The organism is Pseudarthrobacter naphthalenicus, from assembly GCF_029076445.1.
Taxonomy (GTDB): Bacteria; Actinomycetota; Actinomycetes; order Actinomycetales; family Micrococcaceae; genus Arthrobacter; species Arthrobacter naphthalenicus.
Genome location: NZ_JARESG010000043.1, coordinates 1 through 12,087, shown reverse-complemented (window position 1 = coordinate 12,087; position 12,087 = coordinate 1). Strand labels below are relative to the sequence as shown.

Genomic DNA, 12,087 nt, shown 5'->3' with positions numbered 1-12,087 from the left:
ATGCGCTGGTAGCGGTCTGTACAGTGCTCATAAAATTTCCCTCTCTGCGGGTGTGCCATGGGAGCTAAAGAGACGCCTGTACTGCTCAGGTGCGATCCAGCGTTCCCCCTAGGAGGGGCACCTGTGATGTGCATCTCACTATATATTCTACATACTATAGCTACAGATCCGCCCCATAGCTAGATGCGTTTTCGTTGCTCGCAACATCAATAACATCCAGGCGGAATTCCGCCCCATAAGTCTGGGCATGGTCAACACCTTTCATGAGCACCAGCGCGACGGTCACCGATTTGTGCCGGTGGCTGATCGGCGATGGTTTTCTGTTTCCGGGCAGTCTGGTGTGGCCTGTTGGTTCGCCTGGGTTGGCGCCGGTTCCACTTCCGGGGATCGTGCTGTTCGTCGGGACAGGATGAGTTCAGTTGCTCAGCCGGTAGAAAGCACGAGGCCTCTGCTTAGGCGGGCGGTGTTGTCCAGGAGGAGTTTCAGGAGGTCTTTCTCGGGTGCTGATTCCGGGAGCAGGAGCTGGTTGCGGCGTGCGCGGGTGATGATTTTTCCGGCGGTCGCGAAGAGCCGGTAGCGCCAGCGTTTGATGTCCCAAGCCTTCGCGTGGTGGCCGTCCGGGAGTGCGGCGAGCTGGATCCAGGAGACCAGGTTGAAGGCGAGGGCTGCGATGTCGTCCAGGCCTGGTTCGCGGCGAAATCGAAGAACGGGAGCTTTCCCAAGCCGTGGTTTTTCAGGGTTTTGATCCGGTTCTCGCACCGGCCGCGGGCACGGTGCCGGGCGTCAAGGAAGGGTCCGTGCCAGCGCGGTGAGTTGGTCAGGAACGCGGTGATCCGGTGGGTTGCGATGAGTTGCGAGTCTGATCGGTGCGTGCGAGGCTTGCTAGCTGTTTCGTAAGTTCTGCGCGGAGAGCCTTCGTGACAGGGTTGCTGCTGACCGCATTGATCACTCGCAGGTCGTGATCGGGCTATGCTTCAAACGGATTTGCTCCCCGCGTTCGAAAGGAACACCGATGACCCGCTCGTCCACCGCCTCAGCCCTGCGAGGTGTCGGCGGTTTCGCCGTCGCTGCCGGGACCCTGTTAGTGGCCGCCGGGGCTGGGGCCTGGGTCACGATCACAAAGCAGCTCCAGGCGGAGAAGATTGACGTGCCAGGCGATGCCCCGATGCTCGCTGGGAAGCGCGTGCAGGGTCCGGCGACGGCCTACGTCGAGGCGCTCGTTATTAAACGCCATGCCGAGCGCGGGGCGGGCGGCCGCACCTTCGCCGACATCAGCAACGCTCTTCGCGGAGTAGACGGCTGCAGTGATGAGGCCGCCGAGCTGCGCAAACAGAGCGTCGCCCTCTCGACGGCGGCCTCGCTGCGCACCTCCCTCATGACGTCCGTGCTCGCCTACGGCGTCAGCGCATTTGCCGCCGGCCTCGGTGCCTTCTTCCTCCTCGCCGGCTCCTTCCTGCGCCGCGCCGGCCGGGTGACTGGCACCTTACGCTGAGATATTCAGCAATTCGACGTCTTCCCCCGTGGGCATTGGCGCGGCAAATGCATTTGGGAGACTTCCTGGACCAGCTGGAGCACAAAAAGTTGCTCAGCTGGAGCTGGGGATACGAGAACAAGCGGGCGCTCTACAAAATCACTGAGCCGGAACGAAAGAGCGTCACGTACCAGATCAAGGATGCCGAGGATGTAGCCCTGCGCATCGCGGGGCGCGAGAACATTCCTTGGATCCCTGTACCAAACCCCGGAAACGTCGACCTCTACCGTGAAACGCAGGCAAAGATCGCCGTGTTGAACGAAGCAGCAAATCAACTCTGAGTACTTACACCGCGACAGTGGCCCCAGCAGGGGCCACTGTCGTGTGTCTGCTTATGTCATTCGTGGCCTGGCAGGTAGTACGTCGCCGCGCGTCCCGTAAACCGGTCCCTCCTGTGTTGCGGAAGCTCGGCGGCAGGTTCATGTAGTTGCTGATCGCGGCGGGTAGGGGAGACCCGCACGAGCAGACGCACGAAGACCGGGGATTGCCGCGACGTCCATTCTCATGGCTGTCCTGATTTGCTGAATAATCGCGAGATGGCCTGGATGGGGTACGCCGTCAGCCGGATAATCCCGGCAAAAATTAGAAGAATACCCACCGTGGTCAGCTGCCCTATGAACATCAGCAGCACGACCAACGTTCGGCCGTAGGTCAAGGAGAAACTCAAGGTATCCGCGTCAACGGGCATTGCTGGGTGCGGGGTCACTGCTTTTCTGCCCAACGTTCGTGGGCGGACTGGCGGCTGATGCCGACGGCGCGGCCGATGTCGGCCCAGGATGCTCGGGCCGCCTTGGCCGCTGCGACGGTCTTGTCCAGCCGGCGGCCGGCCTGATTGTATTCACGCGCTGCCGCTTCCACACCGAGGATGGCTTCCGAGGGAGCGATATGGGCATTCCACTCGTCCTGGATGGCGTCTTCGACTTCGCTTGAAGCATTGGCGAATTCATCCGGGGCAACGTAGTCCCCGCGGCGGCTGAAGTCGGCGGCCGCCGGGGTCGTGACCCGTTCCCACATTTCTCCTTGCCAGCCGCATACACAGGCTCCCCGCCAGCCGATGATTTCCTTGTCCGGGATTAGTTCATAATCGGGCATCATGACGTCCGGACGTAGCTCCCCGTGAGACCTTTAACGAGTATTCCTTCGGCAGTCGAAGATGCGGACAAGCGTCCGTCGGGCGCCACGGGCGCCGCCCAGCCCTCGTGCTCGTTATCGTTTGATACCCAGCCCATAACCCACACGTTTCGTCAGGAGACCCTGACAGTAAGTGTTTCAGTGGCCTCTGACAAAAGCCAGAGTCTTCAGGCTCGGTTGCCAGATCAGTGAGACGTCTCGTATCCCAAGGGTTGTGGGACGCTGAGTAGGCGGAGGATGTGGGCCTCCAGCCCGGAGGAACAACACCTTAGCCAATTCCGCTTCTGGCGCATCACGGATGATTTCAGCTGCGGAGAGCACGTCCCGGCCTTGGGGTGAGGTGGATGTCTGCGCTCTGGCCCTCCCTGTCGGGTTCTTGTTCAGAAAGCCTAGGGTTCCGTGGGAGCAGGCCTGTCTTTACCGCTGGTACTGGGGGCGGCTCCGCGGAAGCGCCCTTCGCCACCCTGGTCGGCGTTTCACCGGCCAGGAGGGTCTGCCAGGGGCAGACAAGGGTCTGAGCTGCTGGCTGGGAGCCTCGTTGCGCAGGCCTCGAACTGTTGTTATTGCTTGGTAATGACGCGTCAGGCGCCGGCGGGCATGAGTGGGGGAGTGCAGTTCGTTTTCTCCGGAGTGCCATCCTGAGTGGGGCTGTCACCGTAGACGGCGTTGAACTTGCTTATGTAGTAGTCCAGCTTGTGCACTTCTTCCGGTGGCCACTCGGCGAGTCGCTCGAAGAGCACCTGCCTGCGGGCGTCTTGGACTTGGTGCATCTTTTCTTCCCCCTTCTCCGTCAGCCCGATGGATTGCGCTCTGCCATCGCGGGGATCTGCTCCCTTGTAGACAAGTCCGACGCTTTCTAGGAAGGCAATCTGGCGGCTGACGGATGATTTGGAGATACCGATGGAGGAGGCAAGAGCTGTGAGTCGGATGCTGCCTTCCTGTCGGACTATGGTCAAGAGTCCGTAGGCAGCTGGTTCCATGTCGGGGTGAACCCGAGGCGATAACCGATGCGACACGGAACGGGCGCGGCACCAGAGCAGACTCAGTTCGCGTTCGACCTCCTCCAAGGCAGCCTTAACGGCGTCCTCGGATGCCTCAGGAGCTGGCACGCTTTGACGAAATTTGCTCATGGCAACCATTCTAGGGGCGGGTTCAGGGGCAAGGATGTCATCGATAAGAAGCACATAACTGCCGGAGTATAGGCGGCCCAATGGACGCCGGACGGCTTGGGAAACAACCGACGCCGGTGGACGGCAAAGAAGTAGCAAAACCAAGGGCCGGTACATGAAAGACGCTCGCTGACTCATCACGGCGTCCACTGCGCGTCCGGCTGTTGGATACTGCGGGTTCGTCAAGAGCTCCTGCCCGCGCGATCGAGCGCCACCAGAACATCGCCGAGGCGCTGGGATCCCGCGATTGTCCGCTAACCTCATGCCTGGTTGCCCACAGGCGGCAGACTTTGGTCGACCTCAGGAACATGGCGCTCGAGTGAAAGTATGCGGTTGTGTGTCACGGGCGTAAAGCTCCGCAGCGGGTGTGGAATATCCGGTTACGGGCTGGTAGACGTTCTTAGTGTTCGGCTAGTCTTCAATAGGGATCCGCAACCGGGAGTCCTGAGACGATCATGAGGAGCGAAGTTGTCTAACCACACGTACAGCATTTCTGAAATTGTCGGGACGTCGGATCAGGGAGTGGACGACGCTGTCCGGAATGGGATTGCCAAGGCGTCCCAGACTCTGCGGAACATTGACTGGTTCGAGGTCAAGGAAATCCGGGGCCACTTGGAAGAGGGCAAGATTGCTAACTGGCAGGTCACCGTGAAGTTGGGTTTCCGCCTCGACGAAGAGTAATTTTCTGCTGGCCCGCAGTCGACCCTCGGAAACCATTTCGGGGAAATCAGCTGCGGGCCAGTTTTTTACAAACGGTTGGAACCCGCCGAATTCTCGAAATATGCGGCTTCGAAGAAGGACAGTATGGTGTGCCGAAAGTTGTCCCTGTGTAGCTGGCCTGGGTGAGGTCTTCATCGTAAATGCGCTCGATAAGCATCTGGTGCTCTCCTTCGTAAGGGGTGGAGGGAAGTTTCGTCGTTCTCACTGATTCCAACACCGATACCCCTATGGGTATTCCCGAAGGCTGGATGTTGCAGTGTTTTTGCTGTGGGTGTCAGGGCTGTTGCTGTGCGGCGTCGGCGCGGAGCTTGTCCATGTCCACGTCCTTCACGGCCTGGATAACTTCCTCGAGTCCGGTGGCATTGAGGGCTCCGGGCTGGGAGAAGACCAGTGTCTTGTCCTTGAAGGCCATCAGTGTGGGGATGGAGGTGATGTTCGCTGCTGCGGCGAGGTTCTGTTCGGCTTCGGTGTCGACCTTGGCGAAGGTGATGTCCGGGTGCCGTTCGGCCGCGGCTCCGTAGGTAGGGGCGAACATGCGGCAGGGGCCGCACCAGGCTGCCCAGAAGTCAACGAAGACGATGTCGTTGTTCTCCAGGGTCTGGGCGAAGCTCTGTTCGGTGATGTCGATGGTTGCCATCGTTTTTCATGTCCTTTCGGGCATTGCCTTGGTTAGTTTCTGCGGGACTGCGGGGTCAGGTGGTGGGGAGGCCGGCGCGGGTCCAGGCGGTCATGCCGCCGGCCATTGTGTCGGCCTTGTATCCCGCACCGTTGAGGGCGTCGGCCACGGCGGCACTGCGGTTGCCGCTGCGGCAGACCGCTATGACGGGCACGGAAGGGTCCAGTTCGGACAGGCGTTCCTGCAGCTGGCCCATGGGGATGTGCAGGGCGCCGGGGATCATGCCTTCGGCCACTTCGAAGTCCTCGCGGACATCGAGGATTCGGGCGGTGGAGCGGCGTTGTTCGGCCTCGGTGATGGTGATTTCAGCCATTGGATTCTCCTTCGAAATAGTGGGCTGTTGTCAGCGGACAGGCTCGCCGGCTTGGCGCCAGGCGCTCATGCCGCCGCGCAGGGAGTACGCCTGGTATCCCTGGGAGGCGAGGAGCCGGGCCGCTGACGCGGAGCGGACCCCGGATGCGCAGACAGCGATCACGGGCTTGTTCTTGTTGATGCCGGCGGTGCCGGCTTGCAGCCGATCCAGCGGGAGGTGTTTGGCCTGGGGTGCCCGCCCGGTCCGCCATTCCTGGGCGGAGCGGACATCGATCAGCGTCGCGGCACCTGAGGACAGGAGGTCCTTGGCCTCAGCTACTGAGACCGTTTTGTAGGGCTTGCTGAAGGCTTTTTTCAGGGAGCTGATGAGGCCCATGGTGTTCTCCTTGGTCAGTGCCAGGTTCAGGCGGGTGAGGGGATGTTGCTGCGGCGGCCGCTGCGGTTCCTGAGTGGGCAGGAGCTGATGAAGAACCAGCAGATGCCGGCGGTGGCTGCCGTCAGGGCCGCGACTGCGGCGGCGATGAACCACCGCATGTCGGCCGGGGCCTGCTGGATGAGGACGAAGGTGCCCATTGCCAGGACAAACCAGCCGAAGGCTTTACGCAGGGCGGCTTCCGGGATGCGGCCGGCGAGTTTGGAACCGGCAAGGGTGCCCACGATGGCTGCGGCCGTCACGCCGAGGGTGATGCCCCAGTCGAGCTGGACGGTGGTGAGGTAGCCGGCGAGCCCTGCGAAGGACTTCATCGCAATGACTACCAGGGAGGTGCCCACGGCGATGGACATCGGCAGGCCGCCCAGCAGTGCCAGGGCAGGGACTACGAGGAATCCGCCGCCCGCGCCGACCAGGCCTGTCACGAGCCCGACGACTGCGCCGTCCAGCAGCACCCTGCCAAGGGGCAGTTCATGCCTGACCGGTGCGGCGCCGTCGTCGGATTTCTTCTTCCGGCCGCGGAGCATGGCCACGGAGGTGGCCACCATCATGACCGCGAAGGCGATGAGCAGGATCTGGCCCGGGATGTGCCCGCCCAGCAGGCCGCCGACGAACGCGCCGGCCATGCCGGCCGCGCCGAAGATCAGGCCGGTCCGCCACATCACCCTGCCGCCGCGTGCGTGGCTGAACACGCTGACCGCGGAGGTGACACCGACGACGAACAGAGACGCTGCGATCGCTTCCTTGGCCTCGAACCCGGCCACATAGACCAGGATCGGCACCGTCAGGATCGAACCGCCGCCGCCCAAGACGCCAAGCGAGAGCCCGATGACCACCGACAGGGCAAGAACCAGGACAAGTGTGATGGTCATGCGGCCTTGGCCTCCTCCTTCACCTCGGTAGAGACGGGGAGCCCCAGGATGGCGCTTTCGCGGGTGGGCTCCTTGGTGGCCTTGTTCCACGGCATGGCCGAGATGGCCTTGCCCATCGCGCAGGTATTGGTGGCTGCGGAGAATGTCAGGCCCGTGCCGATAACCCCGGCGAGCGTCCGGATCTTCGGGGAAACGAACTTTCCGCCGGCAAGGCCCAGCACCACCAGGGAGCCGGCCACCAGGCGGACCTGGCGCTCCAGGTCCCAGCGGTCCTTGCCCTTGACCACCTCACCGCCGGCAGCAACGAAGCCGGGTGCGCCACCGGTCAGGACGTAGGCGGTGTCGATACCGGCCTTGGCAAGGCGCTGGCGGGCCTGCTCGGCGCGCACGCCGGACTGGCAAACCAGGACCACGCGGGAACCCAGGCGGGCGGCCAGCTCGTCAGTGTGCTCGGACAGCAGCGGCAGCGGCACGTTGTAGGAGCCGCGGATGTGCATGGACTCGAACTCAGCGGCAGAGCGCACATCGATCACCACGAGGTCCTCGTGCTGGTCAATCCAGGTGTGCAGGGTCTCAGGGGCAAGTGCGGTGACGGCCGGAGCCGTGGAGGGGGAAGTCATTGCTGGCCTCTCAATTGGGGGAAGGATGAATACCCCACCGAGTATTACCGATACCCCCGGGGGTCGTCAAAACACCCTAGGGGGTATAGGATTGAATAAGCCCCCGGACCTTTGGAGAAACCCTTGGAACTCAATCCCTCAGAACTCACGCCTGTGATCAACCGGCTCAAGCGCGCCCAGGGCCAGTCGCCGCTGTCACCCGCATGCTCGAAGAAGGCCGGGACTGCAAGGACGTCGTTACCCAGCTCGCAGCCGTGTCCAAAGCGCTCGACCGGGCGGGGTTCGCCATCATCGCCACAGGCCTTGAGCAGTGCATCGTCCAGAAGGACGCCACGATGGACAAGAAAGAGCTTGAAAAGCTCTTCCTCTCCCTCGCCTGACCAGACCGACGTTCGCGCTACCCCAGGAGAACCATGACGTACACCCTCGCCACGACCATCGCACTTCCGTGGGCTGAAGCCTTGGACCGCACCCGGGACGCCCTGTCGGCCCAAGGGTTCGGAATCCTTACCGAGATAAATGTCCGGTCCACCTTTGAGGCCAAGCTTGGCGCTGAAGCCGCTGACGCCGTCGGTGACTACGTCATTCTCGGTGCGTGCAATCCGGCCCTGGCCAGCCGCGCCCTCGCTGCAGAGCCCGAAATTGGTGCGCTCCTGCCCTGCAACGTCGTCGTCCGCCGCAGCAAAGACGCAGAAGTCACCACCATTAGGCCATCGACCCGCAGACCATGGTCCAGCTCAGCGCCGCCCCATCAGTCAAAGAAGTAGCCGACGACGCCGGTACCCGCCTCCGGAACGCCCTCGCCGACCTCGGCGAAGCGGACAAGTAAGAGATGTCGACGCAAGCAACGGCTTCAGGGACCGGGCATCCCGGACCCGGCCTGCTCATCCACTCTGCCGGCCCGCTCGAGAAGGATGCCCTGGCCGGCATCCTGCGCAGCGCCGCCAACGCCCGCGCTGCCTTGGGCAGGGCCTTGCGGACGGCCCGGCGGAACTCGGTGGACATATCCATCGCAACCAGTTCCACCCTGTTCCGCCACCACCGCGGCCTGGCCCCGATCCAGTCCCGCACCGCCTGGCCGCGGCGGCCGTCCACAATATCGAGGATGGCGCCGGTATCCAGGTCGGTGAACACGATCGACCAGGGCTCGACCCGGGTGACCTTGCCGGTGTCATCCTTGAGGTATCTGACCCGTCGGAAGCGGTGTTCATCCACGCCCAGCCAGCGGACGAGCCTTCGGTCCACGCCCCCGTCCAGGACGGCCGTGTCCGCGGTGACGCGCATGACGGTTGTCCAGGACAGGACACGCCGGCGGCCGCAGCGACCCGGGAGACGGCACGCAGCTCAGTGGACAGCCCGGTGACAATGCCCGCCACCAGCCTGCTGGTCAGCCGTGACCGGAACGGAATTTCATCGGTAGTCTGCACAAATGACCGCCGCGGACACTCAGGTTCCAAGCAGGCCAGACGGCGCTTCCGGACCCGGACCTCCACCGGCGCTCCGCCGCACTGGAGATCGCGGACGCGATGGATCGGGCGGGCCTGGACCCGGGACGAGAGCGCACCGCAGTCCGGGCAGGCGCCCTCCCATTCGACGGGCTCGACCAGCACGGTGCGGATGTCCCCGGAACGCTCGGCAGAGAGCACAACATGGCCCTCCAAATTGAACAGAATCGACGCGGCATCGCACGTCTGCGTAATCTGTAACAAGGCTCGTAGTCCTCAGCAATAGATGTCTCGACAACACCTATGCTCGCAGGGCTACGAGCCCCTTCATTTGAAGGACACCACGCTAAAAGTTGATGAGCCAGTTTCCTTTAGTAGTTTTCAGCTGCCGGGAATCGGTCGCTAAAGGTGATGGCGAAGGCGTTCAAAGCGACGGTCTTGGACCGGGTCCCGTTGCGGGGCATTGCCGGTCTGTTTCCCGGCCGCGTCGTGTTTCTCATAGCCGAGGTGCTCTGTGAGCTCCTCATCCAACGCGGCCTCTATGACCGTCTTGGTCAGCTGCTTGAGCAGCCCGTCAGGACCAGTCAGAGACAGTCCCTGTTCCCGGGCCATCCTCACCAGCTCACGGGCGGCCTCAGCCTCCGTAATTTCCTTTGGTTTCGCGGTGGTGTCCGCAGTCTTCACGGCGTCTAGTGTCACCGGCATATCCAGCTCATTCCTGCCAAGCAGACCGCCTGACGTGTCGAGCCGGATACACCGTTAATTCCACAGTCCCCAGGTGTCATGAGATTACCTTCGGAGTCGTGAGTGCTCTGGCGGTTTCCGGCCATGACTATCGTCCGCCGGCGTACGGGTCGGCGATGCCGATGTACTGGGTGTAGAGGTATTCCTCGATGCCTTCGAGGCCGCCCTCGCGTCCGAGGCCGGACTGCTTGACCCCGCCGAAGGGTGCGGCGGCATTGGAGACCACGCCGGCGTTCAGGCCGAGCATGCCGGTCTCGAGGCGTTCGCCCATCCGGATGCCCCGGTTCAGGTCCTTGGTGAAGATATAGGCCACGAGCCCGTACTCGGTGTTGTTCGCCAGACGGACGGCCTCGTCCTCGGTTGAAAAGGTGATGATCGGGGCGACGGGGCCGAAGATTTCCTGGGACAGGATCCGGTCGCCTGCTCGCACGTCGAGGAGAAGGGTGGGTTGGTAGAAGTATCCGGGACCGTCCACCGGTGCCCCGCCCGTCATCAAGACGGCACCATCGTTCACGGCGGCGGTGACGAGCTCGTGGACCTTGTCCCGGCTCTTGGCATCGATCAGCGGGCCGATCTGGGACTCCGGTTCGGTGCCGCGGGAGATGGTCATTTCTGCCATCTTCGCGGCGAACTTCTTGGCGAAGTCCTGCGCGACGGATTCCTGGACGATGAACCGGTTCGCTGCAGTGCAGGCCTCACCCATGTTCCGCAGCTTGGCCAGCATGGCCCCGGCGACGGCGGCGTCGACGTCGGCGTCCTCGAACACCACGAAGGGGGCGTTCCCGCCGAGCTCCATCGAGGTCCGCAGCACCGTCTCGGCCGCATCCGAGAGCAGCCGGCGGCCGACTTCAGTGGAACCGGTGAAAGAGAGCTTGCGGAGCCGGGGGTCCTTGATCAGCGGGCCCGTGGTGGCGCCGGCCGTGGACGTCGGGATGACGTTCAGCACCCCTGCGGGCAGCCCGGCCTCCATCATCACCGCGGCGAACAGCTGGGAGGTCAGCGGCGTCAGGTTGGCGGACTTCAGCACCATGGTGCAGCCCGCGGCGACGGCCGGGGCGACCTTGCGGGTCGCCATGGCCAGCGGGAAGTTCCACGGCGTGATCAGCAGGCACGGGCCTACCGGCTTCTTCGTCACCAGCAGCCGGGACTTCCCGTCCGGGGACACCGAATACCGGCCGAAGGCCCGCACGGCCTCCTCGGAGAACCAGCGCAGGAACTCGGCACCGTAGGTGACCTCGCCCCGGGCCTCGGCCAGCGGCTTGCCCATCTCCAGCGTCATCAGCAGCGCGAAGTCCTCCGCACGCTCGGTCACCAGTTCAAAGGCCCGGCGCAGGATCTCCCCGCGCTCCCGCGGGGGAACCTTCGCCCAGGAATCCTGCGCGGCAGCCGCCGCGTCCAGCGCGGCCGCCCCGTCCTCGGGGCCGGCGTCGGCCAGGCGCAGCAGGACCTTGCCGGTCGAGGGGTCCTCGACCTCAAAAGTCTTCCCGGACGCGGCCGGGCGCCACTGGCCACCGATCAGCAGACCGGTGGGTACAGAGGCCAGCAGGGCGCTCTCATGCTGGGCATTTGTTGACATCGTTCGCTCTCCAGATGTTGTGAAGGAAGCCGTGGCGGTGTGCAACACGGCCTTTAGCAGTTTGGTGCGGTAGAGCAGCCAGAAGCAGGGCATGAGGACGTCAAAGCTTCTCGTGACTCTTGCTCTCATTGAGGTGGCGGGGTCGGTGCCGACCCTCTTGGGTCGGCACCGATGCCAAGGGATTCCAAAATGATCTACAACCTGAAGGGACTGGCCGCCGTCTACACCGACGTGGTCGTACCTGGCATCCTCCCCCTGCGGGTTGATGACGGTGTTTAAACCCACCAGAACCGAACCAGGAAGAGGCCCCGTATGGAGTCTGACGGAGAAATTATGGAATGGAAATTCTTGCTGCTTACGATCCGTCAGGGTCGTTGCGCGCCGCAACGGAACTATTTCAGGCCTAGCTCCTTTAGTCAGCGAAGTGCCTTTTCGGCCTGTTGTACTAGGACCTGCGAAAGTCTAGGGATCGTCGCGGGCCCTGGGCTGTCAGATCCCGAGGTATTCCTCTTGCGCTGTACGGTGGAACGGTGGAAAGAGGGTGGCTTTCGTCCTTATCGATGAGTCCCTTTAAAACATCCACTCGGTTATGGATAACCGCGTCGCGTTAGTGGAGCACCCCTCGCAAGTTCAAGTCGGAAGAAGAGGATAACCAGTTGATTCGGCTGGGGTGAGCAAAATAGTCAGCAGAGCTATGTGCGGTCCTTGCCAGGAGGGTTAAACGGTATAAACGCCGATAGGTGCATGTGTGCCGAAGGTGCGTTGGTAGTAGGTCAGCGGTTTGCTCTCGCCGAGATCGATGTTCAGAACGGATCCGAGAGCAATGACGTGGTCACCGCCGTCGACCAATGACTCGACTGA

Annotated in this window: 12 protein-coding genes and 5 pseudogenes; 6 read left to right on the top strand and 11 right to left on the bottom strand. The window is 62.9% G+C overall.

Translation table 11 applies throughout. The annotated features are described in order from the left end of the window. Positions 1-263 precede the first annotated feature (263 nt). Positions 264-413, top strand: coding sequence for a hypothetical protein (locus tag PY310_RS20720; RefSeq protein WP_275216496.1), 150 nt, complete (start codon positions 264-266; stop codon positions 411-413). 10 nt (positions 414-423) lie between these two features. Here PY310_RS20720 and PY310_RS20715 read toward each other — a convergent pair. Continuing rightward, positions 424-836: pseudogene (locus PY310_RS20715) on the bottom strand (transposase); the annotation flags it as partial. A gap of 176 nt (positions 837-1,012) precedes the next feature. Between PY310_RS20715 and PY310_RS20710 the strand changes: the two are divergent. Next, positions 1,013-1,492, top strand: a complete 480-nt coding sequence (locus PY310_RS20710; protein WP_275216494.1) for a hypothetical protein — start codon at positions 1,013-1,015, stop codon at positions 1,490-1,492. Positions 1,493-1,539: 47 nt separating this feature from the next. Then, positions 1,540-1,812, top strand: coding sequence for a hypothetical protein (locus PY310_RS20705; protein ID WP_275216493.1), 273 nt, complete (start codon positions 1,540-1,542; stop codon positions 1,810-1,812). A 421-nt stretch (positions 1,813-2,233) separates the two neighbouring features. Here the strand turns inward: PY310_RS20705 and PY310_RS20700 are convergent, their stop codons facing one another. Continuing rightward, entirely contained in the window at positions 2,234-2,545 is a 312-nt protein-coding gene (locus tag PY310_RS20700; RefSeq protein WP_275216491.1) for a hypothetical protein, read from the bottom strand. Between the two features lie 698 nt (positions 2,546-3,243). Beyond that, entirely contained in the window at positions 3,244-3,792 is a 549-nt protein-coding gene (locus PY310_RS20695) for a MarR family winged helix-turn-helix transcriptional regulator (RefSeq protein ID WP_275216490.1), read from the bottom strand. Positions 3,793-4,299: 507 nt separating this feature from the next. On the opposite strand from PY310_RS20695, the gene PY310_RS20690 reads away from it, so the two are divergent. Beyond that, a complete protein-coding gene (locus PY310_RS20690; protein ID WP_275216489.1) occupies positions 4,300-4,512 on the top strand; it encodes a dodecin in 213 nt (70 codons plus the stop codon). A 313-nt stretch (positions 4,513-4,825) separates the two neighbouring features. Here the strand turns inward: PY310_RS20690 and trxA are convergent, their stop codons facing one another. The 5 genes from trxA to PY310_RS20665 are packed head-to-tail and all read right to left on the bottom strand — an operon-like array spanning position 4,826 to position 7,461. Then, the gene (trxA, locus tag PY310_RS20685; RefSeq protein ID WP_275216488.1) at positions 4,826-5,188 is read right to left on the bottom strand and encodes a thioredoxin; all 363 of its coding nucleotides are present in this window, start codon (positions 5,186-5,188) and stop codon (positions 4,826-4,828) included. A 55-nt stretch (positions 5,189-5,243) separates the two neighbouring features. Continuing rightward, entirely contained in the window at positions 5,244-5,540 is a 297-nt protein-coding gene (locus tag PY310_RS20680; protein WP_275216487.1) for a rhodanese-like domain-containing protein, read from the bottom strand. Positions 5,541-5,570: 30 nt separating this feature from the next. Further along, positions 5,571-5,915 carry a rhodanese-like domain-containing protein gene (locus PY310_RS20675; RefSeq protein WP_275216486.1) on the bottom strand — a complete coding sequence of 115 codons (345 nt, stop codon included), beginning with the start codon at positions 5,913-5,915 and terminating at the stop codon, positions 5,571-5,573. Positions 5,916-5,941: 26 nt separating this feature from the next. Further along, entirely contained in the window at positions 5,942-6,841 is a 900-nt protein-coding gene (locus PY310_RS20670; RefSeq protein ID WP_275216485.1) for a sulfite exporter TauE/SafE family protein, read from the bottom strand. Then, positions 6,838-7,461 (bottom strand): rhodanese-like domain-containing protein, encoded by a 624-nt coding sequence (locus tag PY310_RS20665; protein WP_275216484.1) that lies wholly within the window; start codon positions 7,459-7,461, stop codon positions 6,838-6,840. Before PY310_RS20665 ends, PY310_RS20670 begins: the two co-directional genes overlap by 4 nt. Positions 7,462-7,584: 123 nt before the next feature. On the opposite strand from PY310_RS20665, the pseudogene PY310_RS20660 reads away from it, so the two are divergent. Beyond that, positions 7,585-7,841: pseudogene (locus PY310_RS20660) on the top strand (metal-sensitive transcriptional regulator). Positions 7,842-7,874: 33 nt separating this feature from the next. Then, positions 7,875-8,290, top strand: a pseudogene (locus PY310_RS20655) (DUF302 domain-containing protein). Between the two features lie 128 nt (positions 8,291-8,418). Here PY310_RS20655 and PY310_RS20650 read toward each other — a convergent pair. The 3 genes and pseudogenes from PY310_RS20650 to PY310_RS20640 form a co-directional block, all read right to left on the bottom strand. Beyond that, a pseudogene (locus tag PY310_RS20650) lies at positions 8,419-9,170 on the bottom strand (transposase); the annotation flags it as partial. Between the two features lie 167 nt (positions 9,171-9,337). Continuing rightward, positions 9,338-9,611, bottom strand: a pseudogene (locus PY310_RS21740) (transposase); the annotation flags it as partial. Between the two features lie 127 nt (positions 9,612-9,738). After that, positions 9,739-11,226, bottom strand: a complete 1,488-nt coding sequence (locus PY310_RS20640; RefSeq protein WP_275216483.1) for an NAD-dependent succinate-semialdehyde dehydrogenase — start codon at positions 11,224-11,226, stop codon at positions 9,739-9,741. Between the last annotated feature and the right edge of the window lie 861 nt (positions 11,227-12,087).